A 22,032-nucleotide genomic window follows, 5' to 3' on the forward strand; every position below is an offset into this window, starting at 1 on the left:
GCGCCCCGGGCCTGCGTTGTCCCGCAAGCGCCAGGCAAGCGTCAGGCCGGCGTGTATTTCCCGCCTGTCTGCTTCGCCAGGATGCCGGTCGGCGGCGGCGTCTCGCCCGTGGCGCGCATCTTCTCGGCTTCCTGGTTCCGCGTCGCGCGGGTCCAGCTGCGCTTCAGGTCGTCGCGCACATGCACGCGCAGCTTGCCGAGGCTGCCGACCTCGAGCTCGATGACGTCGCCATCATGCAGCGCCGACAGTCCGCGGTGGTTGGTGCCGGTCGCCACCACGTCGCCGGGCTCGAGCGTGTGGATGCCGCTGAGCCAGGCGATGCATTTCGGGATCTTGTGCGCCATGTCGTTGGTGTTGAAGGCCTGGCGCACATCGCCGTTGATCGTCAGGCGGACATCCAGGTTCTGCGGGTCTGCCACTTCGTCGGCGGTGACGATCCAGGGGCCCATCGGCGCGAAGGTGTCGCGCGACTTGGCCTGAAAGAAGACGTTGTTGGCCGGCGGCATGCCGCGCGCGGAGCCGTCGATGAAGTTCATGTAGCCGAAGACGTGGCTCATCGCCTCGGCCTCGCTGACATTGGTCGCGCGCTTGCCGATCACGAGGGCGAGCTCCGCTTCCGCCTCGAAGACGATCGCGGGGATGTCGGGCAGCACCATCGTGTCGCCCTGGCCGATGACCGAGCTCGGTGACTTGTGGAAGGCATTGATCGGCGGCGCCGCGGGCAGCGTGCCGTCCTCCATGTAGTTCACCGCCATGCAGTCGATCTGGCGCGCGCGCGGCAGCGGCGCACGCAGGCGCACGGAGGCGAGCGGCTTGGCCGCGGCGCCTGCGACATGCGCCTCGATGCGGGCGCGATGCGCGGCGAAGTCGGCGATCAGCGCCGGCATCAGGTCCTGCGCGTCGCGATGCGGCAGCGCGGTGAGCAGCGACGTGACATCCACGATGCCGTCGCCCTTCAGCACGCCGAGCCGATAGTCGTCGAAATAGGTGAGGCGCATGCGTTTCCCCCGGGATCGGCTTCAGCGGCGTTACCCGGCGGTCAGGAAGACCGGCCGCAGATGACCGCCGCGACATCCGGTCGCTGCCGATACGCGCGCGAGGCTAGGAGGCGGCGAAGCGGGGCGTCAAGCGGCGTCCGGGCGGCGGCGGAGCGCCCGGGCGACGCAGCCGAAAATGACCAGTTGTCCACACCCGCCGCTCAGCTATGCTGGCCTCCAACGATCCAAGACCAATGGGAGAAGCGTTCATGAGCATCCATGCCACAGGGCTGTCCCGGCGCGCCGCGCTCGGGCTCCTGGCCGCGCCGCTGGTCGCGCGCGGCGCCGCCGCGCAGAACCGCAACCTGCGCCAGGTTGTCTTCGTGCAGCCGAGCCCCTCGGCCATCAACTCCTATCCGATCTTCGTCGGCATGGGCGAAGGCTACTTCCAGGCGGAAGGGCTGACCGTGCGGTCTGAGGCGGTGAACGGCTCCGGTCCCGTGCTGCAGGCCCTCTCCTCCGGCCAGGCGCAGTTCGGCCGGCCCGGCCCGGGCCCGGTGCTGCGCGCGCGGGCGCGCGGCGTGGACGTGGTATTCCTCTACAACTCCCTGCCGCGCAGTTCCTTCGGCATTCTTGTGAAGACAGGGTCGAGCTACCGGACGCCGGACCAGCTTCGCGGGAAGGTCATCGGCGTCGGCACCGCGGACGGTGCGGAGGTTGGCTTCGCACGCGCGATCTTCAGTGACCTCGGCATGCAGGAGCCTCGGGACTACCGCTTCATCCCGGTGGGCGACGGCGGGCCGGCGGTGGCGGGCTTCATGCGCGGCGACATCGAGGCCTATGTCGGCTCCACGGCCGATGCGGCGATCCTGAACTTCCGCGGCATGGCGGTGCGCGACATCACGCCCGACAAGTACCAGACCTTCTTTGGCAACGGCTATGTCGCCATGGGGTCGTTCATCAACGCGAATCCGCAGGTGGTGGAAGGCTTCGGCCGCGCCCTGGTGCGCGCGACGCGATTCACCAACGATCCCGCCAACCGGGACAAGGTGCTGCGCCACCTCGCCGCGGGCAACCCGCAGGAAATCGAGAACAGGAACTTCGCGAACGCCCTGCTCGACCAGGTGCTGGAGAAGGGCAAGCCGCACGACCCGTCCAGGGGCTGGGGCTGGCAGGATCCGGCGCATTGGCGCGCCTGGCACGAGAGCCTGGTGCAGAGCAAGGAACTCGACGCGCCGCTGCCGGACCTGGAGGCGGCCTATACGAACCGCTTCGTCGAGGCCTGGAACCGGACCTGACATGTCGGCCGCACGCCTAGAGGCCCTCGCCCCGTCCGGGCAGCGCGGCCGACCGGTCTATGAGCTGCGCGGGGTCAGCAAGACCTATGCGCGGCGCAACATCCAGGCACTTGGCAGCGTGGACCTGACGCTGACCGAGGGGAGCTTCTCCTCGGTGATCGGCGCGTCGGGCTGTGGCAAGTCCACGCTGCTGAAGATCATGGCGGGGCTGGTCCCCCCATCGGCGGGGCGGGTGATGCTGGCGGGCAGCCCGGTGACCGGGCCGCGCCGCGACATCGGCATGATGTTCCAGCAGGCGACGCTGTTCCCGTGGAAGACCGCGCTCGAGAACGTCGTGCTGCCCATCGAGATCCGCGACGGCAAGGCCGCGGCGCGCGCCAAGCAGGGCGAGGCGCGGGCGCTGCTGGAACTGGTCGGGCTCAAGGGCTTCGAGACCGTCTATCCGGGCGAGCTGTCCGGCGGCATGGCGCAGCGCGCCGCGATCTGCCGCATGCTGATCACGGAGCCCGCCGTGCTGCTGCTGGACGAGCCCTTCAGCGCGCTGGACGAGCTGACGCGCGACTACATGAACATGGAGCTGCAGCGCATCTGCATGGCGCGCAACGCCACGGCGTTCCTGGTGACGCACTCCATCTCCGAGGCGGTGATCCTCTCCGACACCGTCTATGTGATGTCGCCGCGGCCTGGCCGCTTCGTGGAGGCGGTGGAGGTGGACCTGCCGCGCCCGCGAACGCTGGAGATGATCACCACCCCGCGCTTCGGCGCACTGGTGGACCGCATCCGCAGCCATCTCGACAAGGGATCCTTCCTGTGAGCGACGCCACCCTGCGTGCCGAGCCCGCGCCCGGCGACACCGTCTGGGTCGAGCAGGTCTCCTGGTTCGACCGCATCCCGCGTTCCGTCGCGATGGCGCTGCTGGCGGTGGCCTTCATCGCGATCTGGCACCTCGTCTCCAACTTCGGCATCGTCTCGCCCATCATCCTGCCGACGCCGGCGGAGACGCTGCGGCACCTGATCTTCGTGGGCGAGAACCTGCTCACCGGCGGCTACATGCTGGGTTCGCTGATGATCACGCTGCAGGAGCTGGTGATCTCCTTCGCGCTGGCGATCTTCATCGGCTTCACCCTCGGCGTGCTGGTGGGCGAGACCGCCTTCGGCGAGCGCGCGGTGATGCCCTATCTCGTCGCGCTCGACACCATGCCGAAGGTCGCTTTCGCGCCGATCTTCATTGCCTGGCTCGGCTTCGGGATCGAGAGCAAGGTCGCGCTGGCCACATTCATCGCCACCTTCCCGATCGTGGTCGGCACCGCGGCCGGGCTGCACGCGGCGGATGAGAATGCGCGCATGGCGTTCAAGACCATGGGCGCGACGCGCTGGCAGACGCTGGTGAAGATGAAGCTGCCGATGGGCCTGCCGCAGTTCTTCACAGGACTCAAGATCGCGGCGGTGGGCGTGATGGCCGGCGTGATCACCGGCGAGTTCCTGGGCGGCGGCAAGGGCTTCGGCGAGCTGATCCGCGTGGCCTCCACCAACCTCGACACGGCGCGGGTCTTCGCGCTGATCCTCTATCTCAGCCTGCTCGGCCTCGCGACCTTCGGGCTGGTGGTGTGGCTGGAGCGCAAGCTGGTGTTCTGGCAGCGTTCCAGCGTGCGCACGGCGGGATAGGCCTCACGACGCGGCGTCGCGGTGCGCCTCCGCGCGCGCCGCGGCCTCGATCTCGCGCTGCAGGAAGAAGTTCAGCACCGTGCGCAGTGCCGCGATGGCGGCGAGCTTGCCGATGTCGTCCCAGGTCGGCGCCACGGCAGTGCGCAGGATGTCGGCGGCCAGGGTGAATTCCAGCGCGACGGCGAGCCAGCGCGCCAGGCGCAGCCGCATGTGCTCGATGCCGACCTCCACCGTGCCGCCGCGCCCGATCCAGACGCCAAGCACGCGCCAGCCGGCTTCGAGGCCCGCATAGGCGATCACCAGCACCGCCGCGACCTCCACGGCGATCGCCACCCACTGGGTGAGGTCCTTGATCAGCTCTTCCATGGCGCCGCTCCGATAGCCCTTGCCCGCGGGATACTGCCCGGATCTGGCGGCTTGTCGCCGGGCCGGGAAAGCCCGCCTTGCACATCGCAGAGATATCCTGTCACGTGCATGGACGAGTCCAGGGACGTGTCGCGATGCGCCTGCGCAGCCTTCTCCTCCTCCTCGCCGCGCTGGTGGTGATCGGGGGCGGGGTGGCGGTGGCGCGGCTGCGCCCCATCGCGGTCGCCGTCGCGCCGGTCGAACAGGACGTCGCCGTGACCGTCTTCGGCCTTGGCAGCGTCGAGGCGCAGGTGGTCGCGCGGATCGGTTTCGAGGTGTCCGGCACGCTGGTGCGCGTCGCCGCCGATCACGGCGATCTGGTGCGTGCCGGGGACGAACTGGCCGCGCTCAATCCTGCCAGCGCGGAAGCGCGGCTGGCGCGCGCGGAGGCCGGGCTGCAATCGGCCGAGGCGGCGGCGGCGCGCGCCGAGGCGCAGCGCGACCGCGCCGAGGCGCTCAGTGCCCAGCGTCAGGCGACGGCGCGGCGGCGGCGCGATCTGGCGACTCGCGGCGTCGGCAGCCAGGAATCGGCCGAGCTGGCCGAGACGGAGGCGGCCGCGGCTGTCGCCGACGTCGCGGTGAACCGCGCGGATGCGGCGGTCGCCCGTGCGGCGATCGCCGATGCGCGCGCAAACCTCCTGGCCGAGCGCACGGCGCTGGCGAAGCATCGCCTCCTCGCCCCCTTCGACGCGTTGGTGGTGACGCGCCATCGCGAACCCGGCACCGCGCTGAACCCGGGCGAGGCGGTGTTCACGCTGGTGGCGCCGGACAGCTACTGGGTTCTCGCCTTCGTGGACGAGGGCCGCGCGGGCGGGCTCGCCGTCGGCCAGCCGGCCCGCGTCACGCTGCGCAGCCGACCGGGCCAGCCGATGACGGCCGAGGTAGTGCGCATCGGGCTCGAGGCCGACCGCGTGACGGAGGAGCGCCGGGTCTGGCTGCGCTGCCGTGGCTGCCCTGGCCAGCCGGTTCTGGGAGAGCAGGCGGAGGTGCTGATCGAGACCGGTCGCCTGCCGCGTGCGCGCCTGCTGCCGGAAAGCGCGCTGCACGGCTTCGACGGCGCGAAGGGCACGATCTGGACGGTGGAAGACGGCCGGCTTGCGCGGCGCGAGGTGCGTGTAACGGCGCGGCTTGCGGATGGTCGCGTCGCTCTGACTGAGGGCCTGCCGGAGGGCGCCGAGCCGGTGCTCCGTGCGGCGAGCGGCTTCGCGCCGGGCCGAGCGGCGAGGCCAGTGCCGGGCACGCCATGAACCTCGCCCTGGCCGATATCCGGCACGGCATCGGCCGTTTCCTGATCACCTGCGTCGGCATCGGCCTGCTGCTCGGCGTGGCGCTGTCCATGGTCGGGATCTACCAGGGGGTCGTGCGCGAGGCGCTGGCGCTGACGCGCAGCCTCGGTGCTGAGCTCTGGGTGGTGGAACAGGGCACGCGCGGCCCCTTCGCGGAGGCGTCGCGCGTGCCGGGAGACGTGCGGGAGATGGTGGCGCGCATTCCCGGCGTCGCCGCCGCGGGCGGCCTGACGCTGCGCACCGCCGAGGCCGAGGGTCCGCAGGGGCGCATCCGCCTGCAGGTGGTGGGCTACGAGCCCGGGCGGCCCGGCGGGCCGGGCAGCCTGGTGGAGGGGCGCGCCCTCGGCGGTGCGCGCTTCGAGCTGGTGGCCGATGCACGCAGCGGCCTGCCGCTCGGCGCCACGCTGCATCTCGGCGCGGATCGCTACCGCGTGGTCGGCATCACGCGCGGCCTGGTCGCCTCCGGCGGCGATCCGCTGGTCTTCGCGACGCTGCGCGACAGCCAGGAGATGCAGTTCCGCCAGGCGCCGCCGGCGGCACGCCGCGCCCTGGCGGCCGGCGCGCTGCCGGCCGTGACGGATACCGTGAATGCCGTGGTTGCCGTGCTGCATCCGGGCGCCGACCCGAGCGCCGTAGCGGAGACGGTGCGCCGCTGGAAGCACCTCTCGGCCCTGACCGCGGCCGAGCAGGAGGACCTGCTCACGCGTTCCGTCGTGCAGCGCGCGCGCATGCAGCTGGGTATCTTCACCGTTGTGCTGCTGTTCGTCTCGGGCGTGATCATCGCCCTGATCATCTACACGATGACGATGGACAAGCGCCGCGAGATCGCGACCCTCAAGCTGATCGGCGCGCCGGACCGGACCATCGCGGGCCTTGTGCTGCAACAGGCGATGCTGATCGGTGCCTTCGGCTTCGTGGCGGGGCTCGTGCTGCTGCTGTCGGTGCGCGACCATTTTCCGCGCGCGGTCGAACTCGGCGTGTTCGAGGTCGCCGTCATGGCGGGCGTGACGGCGACGATCTGCCTGCTGGCGAGCGTGCTCTCCATCCGCGCGGCGCTGCGCATCGATCCGCAGCAGGCGCTTGGCGGATGACCGCCGCGCCGCTCGTGCTGCTGGAGGGTATCGCCAAGCAGTTCGGCACCGGCGAGACGGCGGTTCGCGCGCTGTCGGACGTGAACCTGGCGGTCGGGCCCGGGGAGGTGGTCGGGCTGAAAGGCCCGTCCGGCAGCGGCAAGTCCACGCTGCTGAACGTGATCGCCTGCATCATGGCGCCGAGTGCGGGGCGGCTCAGCCTGGCCGGGGAGCCGATCTGGGACGAGCGCTACCTGGTGCGCGACCTTCGCCGCCTGCGCCGCGAGCGCATCGGCTTCATCTTCCAGTTCCACAACCTGCTGCCCTTCCTGACCGCGCGCGACAACGTGGCGCTGGCGATGACGCTGGCGGGGCAGCCGCGCGCGCAGGCGCGGCAGCGCGCACAGGCGCTGCTGGAGGAACTGGAGGTCGGCCGGCGGGCCGATGCGATGCCGGCGCGGCTGTCGGGTGGCGAGGCGCAGCGCGTGGCCATCGCCCGGGCGCTGGCGAATGCGCCGCCGATCATCCTGGCCGACGAGCCAACGGCGGCACTGGATTCGGAACGCGCGCGCGTGGCCATGGACCTGTTGCGCCGCGTCGCGCGGGAGCGCGCGGCGGCGGTGCTGGTGGTCACGCATGACGAGAAGATCTTCGATCGCTTCGACCGCATGGTCGCGCTGCGCGACGGTCGGGTCGAAGCGGAGGTGCTGCGCTCCGCCTGAGGCGGGTCAGAACCCGCCGCCGGCATCCAGCCATGCCTGCTCCGCCGGCGTGCTTTGGCGGCCGAGGGCGGCGTTGCGGTGAGGGAAGCGACCGAAGCGCTGGATGACGACACGGTGGCGCCAGGCATAGTCGATGGTCCCGCCCGGCGTGCGCATCGCGGGATTGTCGCGCAGGCCTTCGAACAGCGCGACGGAGAGATCCTGGTCCTGCATCGCCTCGCCATGCTCGAAGGGGAGATACAGGAAGATGCGCTGCACCGGCGTCAGCGCCAGGTCGAAGCGGTCGCGCAGCACGACGCCGCGGGCGATCGCGCGGGCATGCGGATCGGAGGCGAAGGCCTCCGCGCTGCCGCGGAACAGGTTGCGCGGGAACTGGTCGAGCAGCAGCAGCAGCGCGAGAGCACCCTTCGGCGTGCTCGCCCAGTCGTCCAGCGCGCCCTCGCGCGCCGGGACGACGAGCGCACCAAAGCCCTCGCGGCAGGCGGTGTCGAAGGCGTCGTCCCTGCGGAACCAGGCCTGGCGGAAACTGTCGGGGCCCTCGGCGAACCAGAAGGCGAGCAGGCGGTCGGCGTCGGGGCTCATGCCAGGGCGCGCTCCAGCAGGCGGATGGAATGGATGGCCTCGCGGCCGGCGAGGTCGCGGATCTGGTGCCGGCAGGAGGTGCCGTCGGCGACGATGAGTGCCTCGGCCTTGGTCTTGCGGATATGCGGCAGCAGGGAGAGCTCGGCCATCGCCTTGCTGACGGGAAGGTTCTTCGCCTCGTAGCCGAAGGACCCGGCCATGCCGCAGCAGGAGGAGGTGATCGGCGTCACCTTCAGGCCCGGAATGCGCGTGAGCGCGGCGACCGCGGCCGGGAAGGCGCCGAAGGCCTTCTGGTGGCAATGGCCGTGGATATGCGCCTCGCCCTCGATCGGCTTGAGCGCGAGATCGGGCTTCGCCTGCGCCAGCCATTCGGAAACCAGCATCGCGCGCGACGCAAGCTTTTCGGCCGCCTCGCCCGGCAGCAACGACAGAAACTCGTCGCGCAGCGTCGTCAGGCAGGAGGGTTCGAGGCCGAGCACCGGGCTTTCCCAGCGCGACAGGACGTCCAGCGTGCGGCGTGCCTCCGCACGGGCTTCCGCGATCATGCCGGCGGCGAGCAGGGTGCGACCGTCATCCAGCGGGCGCGTGCCGCGCGGCGGCCGCGCCACGGCGGGATCGGCGCCGGCTGCGCGCAGCACGCGCAACGCGGCACGAAGATTCTCCGGCTCGAAATAGCGGTTGAAGAGGTCGGGCAGCAGGATGACCTCGTTCGCGCGTCCGTCGGGCTCGCGGCATTCCCAGTCATGGAACGGGTTGTGCCGGAAGCGGGGCAGGGCGCGGTCTGCGAAGCCGAGCAGGCCGGGAGCACCGGGGATCATCGCGGGCCAGTTGACGAAGGGCGCCAGCATCGCGGCGAAGGGCGCCCAGCGCGGCATGGTGGCGATGAGGCGGTTCTTGAGCGCGATGCCGCGCGCGGCATTGCGCGCCGCCGTCGCCTCGACCTTCATCTTCGCCATGTCCACGCCGGTCGGGCATTCGCGCTTGCAGCCCTTGCAGGCGACGCAGAGCGAGAGCGCGTCGGCGACTTCGTCGGAAGCGAGTCCGCCCGGGATCTGGCCGGTGAGCGCGAGGCGCAGCGTGTTGGCCCGCCCGCGCGTGACATGCTGCTCGTCGCGCGTCGCGCGGTAGGAGGGGCACATCGTGCCGGCATCGAACTTCCGGCACGTGCCGTTGTTGTTGCACATCTCGACGGCGCCGAGCAGGCCGCCTTGCGGGCCGGGCCATGCACTCCAGTCCAGCGCGGGCGTGATGGCGGGATCGGCCGTGTAGCCTTCGTGGTAGCGCAGCAGGGAACGGTCATCCATGCGCGGCGGATGCACGATGCGGTTCGGGTTCAGCAGGCCGTGCGGCAGGGTCGGCGTGGCGGGATCGAAGGCGTCCTTCACCTGCTCGAAGGCCTGCACGATGCGCGCGCCGAACATCGGCTCGTGGAACTCGCTGCGCACGATGCCGTCGCCATGCTCGCCGGAATGGCTGCCCTTGTATTCGCGCACGAGGGCGAAGCATTCCTCCGCGATGGCGCGCATCTTCGCCACCTCCGTGCCGTCCTTCATGTTCAGCACGGGGCGGACATGCAGGCATCCGACCGAGGCGTGTGCGTACCAGGTGCCCTTGGTGCCGTGCCGCTCGAACACCGCGTTCAGGCGCTCGGTGTAGTCGGCCAGGTCCTCCAGCGCGACGGCGGCATCCTCGATGAAGGAGACGGGCTTCCCGTCGCCCTTCATGCTCATCATGATGTTGAGCCCCGCCTCGCGCACCTCCGCGACCTGCGCCTGGAAGCCGGCATCCGTCACGCGCACGACCTGGCCGGGCAGGCCGAGGTCGCCCATCATCTCCTCCAGCCGGTCGAGCGCGGCCAGCAGCGGGCCGTCCTCATGGCCGTGGAACTCGACGATGAGCAGGCTGTCGGGCTCGCCGATGACGATGCGGTCAATGGTGTTGCGGTAGATCGGGATGGAGCGGCCGAGATCGATCATCGTCCGGTCCACGAGCTCCACCGCCTCCGGGTCGAGCGTGACGAGATGCTGCGAGGCCTCCATCGCGCGGCGGAAGGAGGGGAACTGGCAGATGCCGAGCACCTTGCGCGGCTTGATCGGCCACAGCTTGAGATCGAGCGCGGCGGAGAAGGCGAGCGTGCCCTCGCTACCCACCAGCAGCCGCGCGAGCGAGGCTCGCCCGTTCGCGCGCGCATCCGGCGTCAGCGCGTCCAGGTTGTAGCCGCCGACGCGGCGGAGCTGGTGCGGGAACTTCGCCGCGATCTCCTCGGCCTCCCGCACGCCGATGGCGCGCAGCTTGGCGACGACGTCCGCGACGGAAGGCGGCACGTCGGGGCCGAGATTGTCCGGCAGCTCGCCGAAGCGAAAACGCGTGCCGTCAGCCAGGATCGCGTCGATGGCGCGGACATTGTCGGCCATGAGACCGTAGCGGATGGATTTCGAGCCGCAGGAATTGTTGGCGGCCATGCCCCCGATGGTGCAGCGCATCCAGGTGGAGGGATCCACGGGGTAGAACATGCCGCGCGGCTTCAGCGCCTCGTTCAGTGCGCCGAGGGTGATGCCGGGCTGCACGCGGGCCGTGTCGCCCTCCACGGCGATGACGTTCCGCAGGTATTTCGTGCAGTCCAACACCAGCGCGCGGTTGACGGTCTGGCCGCATTGGCTGGTGCCGCCGCCGCGCGGCAGGACCGGAATGCCTTCCTCCCGGCAGATCGCCATCGCGGCGGCCACGTCTTCCGCGCTGCGCGGCACCAGCACGCCGACGGGCTCCATCTGGTAGATCGAGGCGTCGGTGGCGTAGCGGCCGCGGTCGCCCGGGGAGAACAGCACCTCGCCCTGCGTCTCCCGGCGCAGCCGCTCGGCCAGCCTGCTGTCCCCGATCCTGGCCCGCCCGGCGATGGCGTTCATGCCCGTTCTCCCCGCATCGGGCCGCGGATTAGCGGAGGGTTGGCCGCAGGTCGCATCTATAATGCTCATCAATCCAACGGGGGTTACTCATTGGCAGATCGCATTGCCGGAGGCTAGACAGCCGGCAGCAAGAGGACCCGTCCCATGGCCTATTTCCAGTCCAAGCCCACTGCCGGCCGCCACTTCCTGCAGATCCCCGGCCCGACCAACGTGCCGGACCGCGTGCTGCGGGCGATGGACAACCCCACCATGGACCATCGCGGCCCCGATTTCGGCCGGCTGGGCAAGGCGGTGCTGGAAAAGGTCAAGGCGGTCTTCAAGACGCAGGGTCATGTGGTGATCTATCCGGCCTCCGGCACCGGGGCCTGGGAAGCGGCGCTGGTCAACACCCTCTCGCCCGGCGACCGGGTGCTGATGTGCGAGACCGGCTGGTTCGCTCATCTGTGGCACGAGATGGCGACACGCCTGCAACTGGTGCCTGACTACATCCGCACCGACTGGCGCCGCGGCGCGGATGTGGCGGCGATCGAGGCGAAGCTGCGCGAGGACAAGTCGCACAGCATCAAGGCCGTCTGCGTCGTCCACAACGAGACCAGCACGGGTGCGACCTCCCGCATCGACGAGGTCCGCAAGGCAATGGACGCGGCGGGCCATCCGGCGCTGCTGCTGGTGGACACGATCTCCTCGCTGGCCAGCATCGACTACCGCCACGACGAATGGGGCGTGGATGTCACGGTCTCCGGCAGCCAGAAGGGGCTGATGCTGCCGCCGGGCCTCAGCTTCAATGCCGTGTCGGAGAAGGCGCTGAAGGCGAGCGAGACGGCGAAGCTGCCGCGTGCCTTCTGGGACTGGAAGCCGATGATCGCGGCGAACGCCACCGGCTACTTCCCCTACACGCCGGCGACCAACATGCTCTACGCGCTCGACGCCGCGGTGGACATGCTGCTGGAGGAAGGGCTCGACAACGTCTTCGCCCGTCACGACCGCCATGCGGAGGCCACGCGGCGCGCCGTGCGCCATTGGGGCTTCGAGATCCAGTGCTTGGACCCGCGGCACTACTCCTCCTCGCTGACCGCGGTGCGCCTGCCGGAGGGTCACAGCGCCAACGCGCTGCGCGCCACCATCCTCGAGAAGTTCAACATGAGCCTGGGGAACGGGCTTGGGCAGCTCAACGACCGGGTGTTCCGCATCGGCCATCTGGGCGACTTCGGCGACCTGCAGCTGGTCGGCACGCTGGGCGGCGTGGAGATGGGGCTGAAGGCCGCCGGCATCCCGCACAAGGCCGGCGGCGTGCTCGCCGCGATGGACTACCTGAACGGCAACGCGTAGCCGTTCCCGCCGAGGCGTGATCCGCTGTCGTGGATCGCGCCTCGGCCTTGCCGACCGCTAATCCGCGCGCGCGCCGCTCGCCCGCACCAGCGGCACCCAGAGGTCGATCTCGCTCTTCAGGAAGTCCGCGAAGCGCTGCGGCGTCCAGCCGCGCATCGCCGGCGTGCCCATCTGGTCGAAGCGCTCCGTGATGGCGGGGGTCGAGAGCGCCTGCTCGATGGCGGCCGCCATCCGCTCCACGATGGGCGCGGGCGTTCCGGCCGGCGCGTAGATGCCGTACCAGGAATAGGCCTTGTAATCGCCGAGCCCGACCTCACGCGCGGTCGGAACCTCTGGAGCGGCCGGGCTGCGCTCGTCGGTCGCGACGAACATCAGCCGCGCCGTGCCGGCCCGGTGGAAGGGCGCGAGCAGGGAGGGGATGTCGCTGGTGAAGGCGATCTCGCCCTGTTGCAGCGCCAGGTAGGTCTGGCCCGGATTGCGGTAGGTGACGTGTTCCGCCGTGGCCCCGATGCGCGAGAGGAAGGCGGAGGAGGCGATGTGGCCCGAGGTGCCCGCGCCTGCGCTGCCATAGCTGAAGCGGCCCGGATTGGCGCGCAGCAACGCGATGAACTCGGCCGCGTTGTTCACGCCGAGCTTGCTGGACGCCGCCATGCCGATCGGGATGAAGACGGTCGGCGCGACGCCGACGAAGTCGCGCACCGGATCATAGGGCAGGCGGTCGCCGTAGAGCGGGATGGCCAGCGCCATGTTGGACACGGTCGCCAGCAGGAAGGTCTCGCCGTTCGGCGGCTGCTTCGCGACATGGTCGGCGCCCACCGTTCCGCCGGCGCCGACGCGGTTCTCCACCACCACGGGCTGGCCGAGGATCTCGGACAGGCGCGGCGCCAGGAGCCTGGTGGTGATGTCGGTGCCGCCGCCGGTGCCGAAAGCGACGACGATGCGGATCGGGCGGGTCGGCCAGGCCTGGGCCAGGGATGGACGGGGCAGCGCGGCGGCAAGCGGCAGGGCGAGCGCGGCGCGGCGGGGCAGGGTGGGCATGGTGCAGATCCTCCGCCGGCATCAAAGCGCGGAAAGGGCAGCTTGGCACCCCCTTCACGTCACCGCCGGTCCGGTCTTCCCATCGGCCGGCGAAGCCCCACCATGGACGGATGGTCGAAGTCTTCCTCAACCGCATCGCCACCGCCGTGCCCCGGCACGAGGTGCACGGTGCCTTCCGTGCCTTCGCCGCCGGGCAGGTGACCGCGCGCGACCGCGCGCTGTTCGCCCGCATGGATGCGCGGGCGGAGATCGCCCGGCGTTGGTCCGTGCTGGAACCCTCGGAACCGGAGGGCAGCGGCACGCTTTGCGGCTTCTACCGCGCGGGCGCGGCCTTCCCCACCACCCGCGCCCGCATGGCCCGCTACGAGGCCGAGGCGCCGGCGCTGGCCGATGCCGCGCTGGCCCGCCTCGGCTTCGCGGCGGAGGCATCGCGCGTCACGCATCTGGTGGTCGCCACCTGCACTGGCTTCGTTGCGCCCTTCCTCGACCGCCACCTGGTCGAGCGCCACGGCGTGCCGCGCGGGGTGGAGCGCACGCTGGTCGGCTTCATGGGCTGCCAGGCGGCGATCAATGCGCTGAAGACGGCTTGGCACATCGTGCGCAGCGATCCCGGCGCGCGCGTGCTGGTGGTCTCCCTCGAGCTCTGCACGCTGCACCTGCAGGGCAGCAGCGCGCTGGAGCAGCTGCTGTGCTTCCTGCTCTTCGCCGATGGCTGCGCCGCCGCGATCGTCAGCGCGGAGCCTGCCGGGCTGCGGATGGAGGGCTTCTCCAGCGTCATGCTGCCGGAGGCGGCGGAGATGATCACCTGGCGGATCGGCGATGACGGCTTCGACATGACGCTTTCGGGCCTCGTGCCCATCACGCTCGCCCATGCGCTGCCGGACTGGGAGAAGGGGATGCTGGACGGGCTTCCCGCGGCCGAGGTGGATCTCTGGGCCGTGCATCCGGGCGGGCGCAGCATCCTCGATGCGGTGGAGCACGGCCTCGCGCTGCACCAGGGCGCGCTGGCGGAGAGCCGGGCGGTGCTGCGCGACCACGGCAACATGTCCTCCGCCACCGTGATGTTCGTGCTGGCGGCGATGATGCGCCGCGCGCAGGCCGGGCAGCGCGGCTGCGCTCTGGCCTTCGGGCCGGGCCTCTCGGCCGAGGCCATGCGCTTCCGCGTGGCGTGAGCCATGCCGCGCATCCTGGCCGAGGAGATCATGGACGATCCCGCCCAGTCCGAGGCGGATTTTCGGGCGGCGCTGGACGGTCTGGAGACGCTGAACCGCATCACCTTCGCGCATGCGCCGCTGCACCGCTTCCTGGATCGTGCGGTGAGCGAGAGCGGTGCGACACCGCTCTCGCTGCTGGATGTCGGCGCGGGGGGCGGCGATGCGCTGCGCGCGGCGGCGGCATGGGCGAAGCGTCGCGGCGTCGCGCTGGATCTTTGGGGGCTGGATCGCAGCCCCTGGGCGGAGCGGCACGCGGCCGAGCGCGGCACGCCGGCGCGCTGGCTCACCTGCGACCTGTTCGATCTGCCGGCCGATCGGCGCTTCGACCTGATCACCTGCAGCCTGTTCGCGCATCACCTGGACGATGCGACGCTGCTCCGGTTCCTGCGCTGGCTACCCGCGCATGCGACGCGGCGCTGGCTGATCCTGGACCTGCACCGGCACCGCATTCCCTGGGCTGCGGTCTGGGCCGGCACGCGGCTGATGCGGATGCATCCGATGGTCACGCATGACGGCCCGGTCTCCGTGATGCGCGCCTTCACGCGCGACGACTGGCGGCGGTTGCTGGAGGAGGCCGGCGTCGCGGCGGAAGTCCGTTGGGTCGTGCCCTTCCGCTGGGCCGTCACGGGCCAGGGCGGATGAGCGGGCCGGTGATCGTCGGCGGCGGTCCGGCGGGGGCCGCGGCGGCGATCGGCTTGGCGCGGGCCGGGGTGCGGCCGCGCCTGCTGGAACGTGATCGCGTCGTTGGCGAGAAGGTCTGCGGCGAGTTCCTCGCCGAGGATGCAGCGCGCCATCTGGATGGCCTGGGTGTGGATCTGCCCAGCCTCGGCGCCGTGCCATTGCGTCGCGCGCTGTTCGGCGCCGGACGTGCGCAAGCGGAGATGCGGCTGCCCTTCGCCGCCTGGAGCCTGCCGCGCGCGGTGCTCGACGCGGCGCTGCTGCAGGCGGCTGAGGAGGCTGGCGCGACGGTGGAGCGGGGCGTCTCCGTCGCTGCAGTGCAGAGCTGCGGCACCGATTGGGAACTGCGCATTGCGGGTGGCGAGACGCGTGTCGCGCCGTCCCTCATCCTCGCCACCGGCAAGCACGAATTGCGCGGCGTGCAACGCAGCGCGAGCGGTGGCGCCCTTGGGCTGAAGCTGATCCTGGCAGGCGACGTGCCGGCAGACGCCGTGGCGGTGCTGGCGTGTTCCGGCGGCTATGCCGGGTTGCAGCCGCGCGCCGGCGGTGGTGCCAATCTCTGCGCCGCGCTGGACTCGCGCGCGCCGGGCGTGGCGGAAGCGGCGCGCTCGGCCGCGGCGCTGGTCGCGCATGTCGCCGCCGGCTCGGCGCTGGCGGCGCGTCTGCTGGCCGGCTTGCGGGCCGAGGCATCGCGGCCGATGGCGGTCGCGCGCGTGCCCTACGGCTTCCTGCATCGCGGCGACGGGCCATTCCGCGTGGGGGATCAGGCGGCCGTCATTCCGTCCTTCTGCGGCGATGGCGTGGCGATGGCGCTGCTCTCTGGCCTGCGCGCCGCGGAGGCGTGCCGGCGTGGCGCGAGCCCGGCGCTGCACCATGCCGGCTTTGCGGCTTCGGTCGCGGGCGGCATGCGAATGGCGGGCGTCGTGGCGAGCCTGGTTCGCCACGCGCCGCGCCTGATGGTCGGCGGCGTTGCCTGGCTGCCAGGCATTGCGGGCGCCGTGGCTCGTCGCACGCGGCTCGGCTGACGGCGCACTTACGGAATCGCGCAGCGCGCCAGGATCGCCGGATCGGGATCGCAGCCGAGACCCGGCCCTTGCGGTACGGCGAAGCATGCGCCCCGCGGCACCACCGCATCCCCGAAGGGACCGGGATTGAGGTCGAAGAAATACGCCTCCACCGGCGTCGTCGGCGACAGCGCCGCAAGCACCTGCATCGTCGCCAGCAAGGCGGGTCCGAAATAGGGCGAGTGCGGCGCGAAGCGCGCGCCGTGGCGCTGCGCGATCTCCGCGACGCGCAGCAGGGCGGAGATGCCGCCGATCTTCGCGACGCTCGGCTGCACCACGTCAACGGCCTGCGCCATGCGGTCGAAGTCCAGGATGCTTGCCGCGTTCTCGCCGCAGGCGATCACGCGGCCGCTGTCCGCACGCAGCGCGGCGAGCGCGGCGTAGTCGTCGGGCGGGAAGAGCGGCTCCTCCACCCAGGCGAGCGGCACGTCGTCGAGCTCTCGCAGGATCGCGCGCGCGCCCTCGGCCGACCAGGCGCAGTTCACGTCCACCATCAGCGCGCCCTCGCCGCCCATGCAGGATGCGGCGGCGCGGATGTCGAGCGCGCGAATCTCGTGCAGCTTGATGTCGCGGAAGCCGCGGGCGAGGGCTTCCGCCGTGTCGCGCGCCACCGCCTCCGGCGCCCCGTAGCGCGGCAGGCTCGCATAGGCGGGCAGCGCCTCGCAGCACGCGCCGCCCAGCAGCCGGTGCAGCGGCAGGCCGGCTGCCTTGCCCTTGATGTCCCACAGCGCGGTCTCCAGGCCGGAGACGGCATGCATGAACGGGCCGGAACCGCCGAGCCCGTGGAAGCGCCGGATGATCGCCTCCGCCGTGCCGGCGGGGTCGAGCGCATCGAGCCCGATCGCACCCGGACCAACCAGGCGGCGCAGCGATTCCCGCACGACGGGCCAGGATTCATAGAGGCCGAAGCACTCGCCCCAGCCGGTGAGACCGCCTTCGGCCTCGACGCGGACCAGCAGCGTGTCGAAGGCGCGGCGCGGCACGCCGGCCAGCGTGGGCGTCGCACCGCGGTGATGGACCGCCTGGCTGTAGACGATCGCCTCGACGCCGGTGATGCGCGTCATGGACGGGTTTCCTTCCTGCTGCTCGATCGCGCGACGGCTACGGCGCCGGCCAGTGGCTCCGGCGGTGGGCCTCGCGCTCCGAGGGGTCGCTGGCCGGGAAGACGAAGGCAAGGTCGTAGACGCCGCCTGCCGCAAGCGCCGGCGTGGCGGATGGAAGATAGCGCGCCGCGGCCGTGGCGAAGATCCGCTCCGCCGCGGCGCGATCCAGCGCTTCCAGGAGCAGGACGGCGGAGAAAGCATCCGACGCGCTGGTCTCAGGCGCGCCGATATGGATCCTTCCCGCCGCGCTTCCTTCGTCGGCGCGACGACCGAACTGTGCGGCGACCATGCCGGGTTCCTGCGCGAGTGCCGCGAGATCCGGCAGCGCAGCCTCGTCCGGCAGGCGCAGCACCGCAAGCGCGCCCGCCAGGCCACTTCCCGCCGCGCCGAGCCGCACGCAGGGCACGCGCAGGAAGCTGCGGAAATGCGGCCGCATCGCCGCCGATGCGGGCGTGGGATTGTCGAGGAGGTCTCGGTATTCGGGCGTCTCGAGGCAGCCGAGGTCCGCCAGGTCGTATAGCGTAAACCAGCGGTGCACGGGATGCGCCGGCGCGACATAGCGCCGCCCGCTGCGGAAGCCCGGCGCGGCCACGCGTTCCGGCACATGCTCGCGCGTGTGCCACGCATCGTATTCCGCTTCCCGTCCGCCCGCGAGGTCGTTCCACAGCGCCAGGAAGGCATGCCCGCTGCTCATCCGCGCAGCATAGGAGGACGGACCGGTGCCGCAATCGCCGCTGCGGTGGCTTTCTGAGCGCGGCGAAACTGCGTTAGCCTCCCCGCCGGACGGGCGGCGGCGCCCCGGGGATCGCATGGGCATGAGCGCAGGCTGGCGGATCGGCTTCGATATCGGTGGCACCTTCACCGATTTCATCCTGGCGGATGCGGCGGCGGGCTCGATCCGGCTGCACAAATGCCTGACCACGCCGGCCGATCCTTCCATCGGCGCCTTGGCGGGGCTGGAGGAGGTCACTGCCGCGGCGGGCATCACGCTCGCGGATGTCGGCGAGATCCTGCACGGCACCACGCTGGTGACCAACGCGATCATCGAGCGGCGCGGCGCGAAGCTCGGGCTGATCACCACGCAGGGCTTCCGCGACCTGCTGGAGATGGGCAGCGAGCAGCGCTACGACATCTACGACCTGTTCCTGCAATATCCCGAACCGCTTGTCGCGCGCCGCCATCGGCTGGAAGTGCCGGAACGGACGGACCGCGAGGGCCGCGTCGTCACGCCGCTGGACGAGGCGGCGGTGGAGGCGGCGGCACGCAGGCTGGCCGCGGAGGGCGTACAGGCCGTCGCGATCTGCTTCCTGCACAGCTATGCCAACCCCGATCACGAGCGGCGCGCGGCGGCCGCGGTGCGCCGCGCCGCGCCGGGTCTCGCCGTCTCGATCTCGTCGGAGGTCGTGGCGGAGTTGTGGGAGTATCAGCGCACCGTCACGACCTGCGCGAATGCCTATGTGCAGCCGCTGATGGATGGCTATGTCACGAAGCTGGAACGCGCCTTGCGGGCGCGCGGCTTCCGTGGCGCGCTGCGCCTGATGCATTCGGCGGGTGGCCTGGTGAGCCCCGCCGCCGCCCGTGCCTTCCCGATCCGGCTGCTGGAATCGGGCCCTGCCGGCGGCGGCCTTGCCACCGCGCTTTTCGGTGCGCGCGCCGGGCATCGCGACGTGATATCCTTCGACATGGGCGGCACCACCGCGAAGGCCTGCCTGATCGAGGACGGTCGCGCGGAGATCGCCGCGATGATGGAGGCCGGGCGCGTCCATCGCTTCAAGAAGGGCTCCGGCCTGCCGATCAAGGCGCCCGTCATCGACATGATCGAGATCGGCGCCGGCGGCGGCTCCATCGCGCGCATCGACGAGGTCGGGCTGCTGCGTGTCGGCCCGCATTCCGCGGGCGCCGATCCCGGCCCCGCCTGCTACGGCCGCGGCGGCACGCAGGCGACGGTCACCGATGCCAACCTGACGCTCGGCTGGTACGATCCGGGCTTCTTCCTGGGCGGGCGGATGAGCCTGGATGCGGCGGCGGCGGCGCGCGCCGTCGGTGCGCTGGGCGAGAAGCTCGGCCTCGGCCCCGTGGAGACCGCCTGGGGCATCGCGAAGGTCGTCACCGAGAGCATGGCCGCGGCGGCGCGTGTGCATCTGGTGGAGAAGGGCAAGGACCCGCGGCGCTACGCGATGGTGGGCTTCGGCGGCGCCGGTCCCGCCTATGCCGCGATGGTCGCGCGCGCGCTCGGCGTGCGGGAGGTGATCGTGCCGCCCGCTTCCGGCGCGGCTTCCGCGCTCGGCTTCCTGGTCGCGCCGCTCTCCTTCGAGCAGGTGCGCTCGATGCCGGTGCTGATGGAGCCGGGCTTCGACGCGGCCCCGGTGAATGCAGTGCTTTCGGCGCTGGAGGCGGAGGGCCGGCAGCTCCTCGCCGAAGCCGGCGTGCCGGAGGCGGAGATCCGCCTGGAGCGCTCCGCCGACATGCGCCTGGTGGGCCAGGTGCATGAGATCACCGTGCCGCTGCCGGACGGGCCGCTCGACGACACGCGTCTCGCGGCCATCAGCGAGGCCTTCGCGAAGGTCTACACCGCGCGCTACACGGCGGTGTTCCAGGGCGCGAAGCTGGAGGCGATCTCCTTCCGCGTGCGGGTCGCCGGAAAGGAGCCGACGCTCGCACTGCAGCAGGCCGGCGCTGACGCCGCCGGCCGGCCGAAGCGCAAGGGCGCGCGGCGGATCTACTTCGACGGCGGCTGGCACGAGGCCGGCGTCTGGGACCGCTATGCGCTGACCGACGGCGACACGATCCCAGGGCCCGCCATCGTGGAGGAACGCGAGTCCACCACCATCGTGCCGCCGGGTGACACTCTGTCGGTGGATGCGGGCGGCAATCTGCGCATCGCCGTGGCCTCGGCGCCCATTCCCGATGCGGTGGTCACGCCTGACATGCCGCTGGCCGAGGCCATGGCGCGAATCGAATCCGATCCCATCGCGCTCGAGATCATGTGGTCGCGGCTGGTCACGGTGGTGGAGGAGATGTGGCTGACGGTCTGCCGCACCGCCTTCAGCCTGATCATCAGCGAGGCGCAGGACTTCGCCTGCGAGCTGCTCGACCCCAATGGCGAGACGCTGGCGCACAGCCCGCGCGCCATGCCGGTGTTCAACCTGACCGTACAGCGCGCGGCGCGCGCCCTGCTGAAGAAGTACCCGCCCGAGACGCTGAAGCCCGGCGACGTGCTGATCACCAACGACCCCTGGCTCTGCGCCGGGCATCTGCACGACCTCGCCATCGCCACGCCGGTGTTCAAGGACGGCCGCATGGTCGCGCTGATGACCTGCGTCGGCCATGTCTCCGACATTGGCGGCACCAAGGACCATCTGCGCGCCCGCGAGGTGTTCGAGGAAGGGCTGCAGATCCCGCCGATGAAGCTGGCGCGGGAAGGGGTGCCGAACGAGGACCTCTTCGCGCTGATCGGCGAGAACGTCCGCAACCCGTGGCAGGTGCTGGGCGACATCCATTCGATGATGGCGGCGAATGCGCTGGGGGCGGAGCGGCTGGTCGCCTTCATGGACGAATACGGGATGCACGACCTGCAGGCGCTGGCCGCCGTCGTGCAGAACCGCGCCGAGGCCGCGATGCGCGACGCGATCCGCGCCATCCCGAACGGCGTCTATCACTCCACGATCAGCAACAACCCGCTGGGCACGGAGCTGACATACCCGCTGAAGGTCACGGTCCGCGACGAGTCCATCGAGCTCGACTTCGAGGGCGTGCCCGCGCAGCTACCGCAGGGCGGGCTGAACTGCACGCTGAACTACACCGAGGCGCATGCGACCTATCCGCTGAAATGCATGCTCTCGCCGAATGTGCGCGGCAATGCCGGCTGCTACCGGCCCTTCACGGTGAAGGCGCCCGAAGGCTCCATGCTGAACTGCACCAAGCCGGCCTCGGTCTATCTGCGCACGCGCACGGGCTGGTACATCGCGCCCAACATCTTCCGCGCGCTGTCGGAAGCGGCGCCGCGGCAGGTGCAGGCAATGACGGGCCTGCCCGTCTCCGTCAGCATGTATGGCTGGGACGCGAAGAAGCGGCTCTATTCGGACCACCTGTTCATGGGCGGCGGGCAGGGTGCCTCGGCGCAGGGCGACGGGAAATCCTCGCTGCTCTGGCCGACTTCGGCCGCGAACACCTCCATCGAGCTGATGGAGCAGCGCGTGCCGGTGCTGGTGGTCGAGAAGGCCTATGTGCCGGACAGCGGCGGCCCCGGGCGCAACCGCGGCGGGCTCGGCCAGGTGGTGCGGGTGCGTAAGCTGGAGGAGGACGGCCTGCCGACGCTGGCCTCGGTCTATCCCGAAGGCGTGCGCGTGCGCACGCCCGGCCTGTTCGGCGGTGCGCCGGGGGGGCTCGCCTGGGGCGGCGTGCGCGATGCGTCGGGTGCGCTGCTGAAGGACACCGGCACCGGCGAGCTGGTCACGCTGACGCGGACGGGTGAGATCGCCGAGGTGCTGCTCTGCGGCGGCGCCGGCTATGGCGACCCGCGCGAGCGGCCGCTGGCGCGCATCGCCGCTGACCTGGCGGATGGCTACATCACGCCCGAGGCGGCAACGCGCGACTACGGCGTCGTGCTGCGCGATGACGGCACGATCGACATGGAAGCAAGCGAGGCAAGCCGCGGCGCGCGCGCAGCGGCCGAGTGATTCCTGGGAGAGAGGAGGC

18 protein-coding genes are annotated in these 22,032 nt (G+C 71.2%); 11 read left to right on the forward strand and 7 right to left on the reverse strand.

Annotation, left to right across the window (positions count from 1 at the left end; all coding sequences use genetic code 11):
• Positions 1 to 41: 41 nt before the first annotated feature.
• The gene (locus DFH01_RS11200) at positions 42 to 998 is read right to left on the reverse strand and encodes a fumarylacetoacetate hydrolase family protein (RefSeq protein ID WP_109870507.1); all 957 of its coding nucleotides are present in this window, start codon (positions 996 to 998) and stop codon (positions 42 to 44) included.
• Between the two features lie 248 nt (positions 999 to 1,246).
• On the opposite strand from DFH01_RS11200, the gene DFH01_RS11205 reads away from it, so the two are divergent.
• Genes DFH01_RS11205 through DFH01_RS11215 form a run of 3 tightly spaced genes read left to right on the forward strand, consistent with a single transcriptional unit; the run spans position 1,247 to position 3,940 of the window.
• A complete protein-coding gene (locus DFH01_RS11205; protein ID WP_109870508.1) occupies positions 1,247 to 2,275 on the forward strand; it encodes an ABC transporter substrate-binding protein in 1,029 nt (342 codons plus the stop codon).
• A 1-nt stretch (position 2,276) separates the two neighbouring features.
• Positions 2,277 to 3,089 carry an ABC transporter ATP-binding protein gene (locus DFH01_RS11210; RefSeq protein WP_109870509.1) on the forward strand — a complete coding sequence of 271 codons (813 nt, stop codon included), beginning with the start codon at positions 2,277 to 2,279 and terminating at the stop codon, positions 3,087 to 3,089.
• Positions 3,086 to 3,940, forward strand: coding sequence for an ABC transporter permease (locus DFH01_RS11215; protein ID WP_199231202.1), 855 nt, complete (start codon positions 3,086 to 3,088; stop codon positions 3,938 to 3,940). Before DFH01_RS11210 ends, DFH01_RS11215 begins: the two co-directional genes overlap by 4 nt.
• Positions 3,941 to 3,943: 3 nt before the next feature.
• Here DFH01_RS11215 and DFH01_RS11220 read toward each other — a convergent pair whose 3' ends face one another.
• Positions 3,944 to 4,306: a DUF1622 domain-containing protein gene (locus tag DFH01_RS11220; RefSeq protein WP_109870510.1), complete on the reverse strand. Its 363-nt coding sequence runs from the start codon at positions 4,304 to 4,306 to the stop codon at positions 3,944 to 3,946.
• A gap of 134 nt (positions 4,307 to 4,440) precedes the next feature.
• Between DFH01_RS11220 and DFH01_RS11225 the strand changes: the two genes are divergently transcribed.
• Genes DFH01_RS11225 through DFH01_RS11235 form a run of 3 tightly spaced genes read left to right on the forward strand, consistent with a single transcriptional unit; the run spans position 4,441 to position 7,423 of the window.
• Positions 4,441 to 5,592, forward strand: coding sequence for an efflux RND transporter periplasmic adaptor subunit (locus DFH01_RS11225; protein ID WP_109870511.1), 1,152 nt, complete (start codon positions 4,441 to 4,443; stop codon positions 5,590 to 5,592).
• Positions 5,589 to 6,722 carry an ABC transporter permease gene (locus DFH01_RS11230; protein WP_109870512.1) on the forward strand — a complete coding sequence of 378 codons (1,134 nt, stop codon included), beginning with the start codon at positions 5,589 to 5,591 and terminating at the stop codon, positions 6,720 to 6,722. The genes DFH01_RS11225 and DFH01_RS11230 overlap by 4 nt, the downstream gene beginning before the upstream one ends.
• Positions 6,719 to 7,423, forward strand: a complete 705-nt coding sequence (locus DFH01_RS11235; protein WP_109870513.1) for an ABC transporter ATP-binding protein — start codon at positions 6,719 to 6,721, stop codon at positions 7,421 to 7,423. The genes DFH01_RS11230 and DFH01_RS11235 overlap by 4 nt, the downstream gene beginning before the upstream one ends.
• Positions 7,424 to 7,429: 6 nt before the next feature.
• Here the strand turns inward: DFH01_RS11235 and DFH01_RS11240 are convergent, their stop codons facing one another.
• Positions 7,430 to 8,005 carry a DUF924 family protein gene (locus DFH01_RS11240; protein WP_109870514.1) on the reverse strand — a complete coding sequence of 192 codons (576 nt, stop codon included), beginning with the start codon at positions 8,003 to 8,005 and terminating at the stop codon, positions 7,430 to 7,432.
• Positions 8,002 to 10,908, reverse strand: coding sequence for an FAD-binding and (Fe-S)-binding domain-containing protein (locus tag DFH01_RS11245; RefSeq protein WP_109870515.1), 2,907 nt, complete (start codon positions 10,906 to 10,908; stop codon positions 8,002 to 8,004). Before DFH01_RS11245 ends, DFH01_RS11240 begins: the two co-directional genes overlap by 4 nt.
• Positions 10,909 to 11,052: 144 nt before the next feature.
• Between DFH01_RS11245 and DFH01_RS11250 the strand changes: the two genes are divergently transcribed.
• On the forward strand, positions 11,053 to 12,237 hold the full coding sequence (locus DFH01_RS11250; protein WP_109870516.1) for a pyridoxal-phosphate-dependent aminotransferase family protein: 1,185 nt from the start codon (positions 11,053 to 11,055) through the stop codon (positions 12,235 to 12,237).
• Positions 12,238 to 12,294: 57 nt separating this feature from the next.
• Here DFH01_RS11250 and DFH01_RS11255 read toward each other — a convergent pair whose 3' ends face one another.
• Positions 12,295 to 13,275, reverse strand: a complete 981-nt coding sequence (locus DFH01_RS11255; RefSeq protein ID WP_109870517.1) for a Bug family tripartite tricarboxylate transporter substrate binding protein — start codon at positions 13,273 to 13,275, stop codon at positions 12,295 to 12,297.
• Positions 13,276 to 13,385: 110 nt separating this feature from the next.
• On the opposite strand from DFH01_RS11255, the gene DFH01_RS11260 reads away from it, so the two are divergent.
• The 3 genes from DFH01_RS11260 to DFH01_RS11270 are packed head-to-tail and all read left to right on the forward strand — an operon-like array spanning position 13,386 to position 16,192.
• Positions 13,386 to 14,447, forward strand: coding sequence for a type III polyketide synthase (locus DFH01_RS11260; RefSeq protein WP_109870518.1), 1,062 nt, complete (start codon positions 13,386 to 13,388; stop codon positions 14,445 to 14,447).
• 3 nt (positions 14,448 to 14,450) lie between these two features.
• Positions 14,451 to 15,131: a methyltransferase domain-containing protein gene (locus tag DFH01_RS11265; protein WP_109870519.1), complete on the forward strand. Its 681-nt coding sequence runs from the start codon at positions 14,451 to 14,453 to the stop codon at positions 15,129 to 15,131.
• On the forward strand, positions 15,128 to 16,192 hold the full coding sequence (locus tag DFH01_RS11270) for an FAD-dependent monooxygenase (protein WP_109870520.1): 1,065 nt from the start codon (positions 15,128 to 15,130) through the stop codon (positions 16,190 to 16,192). Before DFH01_RS11265 ends, DFH01_RS11270 begins: the two co-directional genes overlap by 4 nt.
• Before the next feature lie 8 nt (positions 16,193 to 16,200).
• On the opposite strand, the gene DFH01_RS28155 is transcribed toward DFH01_RS11270, so the two are convergent.
• Both DFH01_RS28155 and DFH01_RS28160 read right to left on the reverse strand, forming a co-directional pair.
• Positions 16,201 to 17,295 carry a mandelate racemase/muconate lactonizing enzyme family protein gene (locus tag DFH01_RS28155; RefSeq protein WP_158287718.1) on the reverse strand — a complete coding sequence of 365 codons (1,095 nt, stop codon included), beginning with the start codon at positions 17,293 to 17,295 and terminating at the stop codon, positions 16,201 to 16,203.
• A 37-nt stretch (positions 17,296 to 17,332) separates the two neighbouring features.
• On the reverse strand, positions 17,333 to 18,028 hold the full coding sequence (locus DFH01_RS28160; protein WP_158287719.1) for a hypothetical protein: 696 nt from the start codon (positions 18,026 to 18,028) through the stop codon (positions 17,333 to 17,335).
• Positions 18,029 to 18,149: 121 nt separating this feature from the next.
• On the opposite strand from DFH01_RS28160, the gene DFH01_RS11280 reads away from it, so the two are divergent.
• Positions 18,150 to 22,013 (forward strand): hydantoinase B/oxoprolinase family protein, encoded by a 3,864-nt coding sequence (locus tag DFH01_RS11280; RefSeq protein WP_233256069.1) that lies wholly within the window; start codon positions 18,150 to 18,152, stop codon positions 22,011 to 22,013.
• Positions 22,014 to 22,032 lie beyond the last annotated feature (19 nt).

The organism is Falsiroseomonas bella, assembly GCF_003173615.1.
GTDB lineage: Bacteria > Pseudomonadota > Alphaproteobacteria > Acetobacterales > Acetobacteraceae > Falsiroseomonas > Falsiroseomonas bella.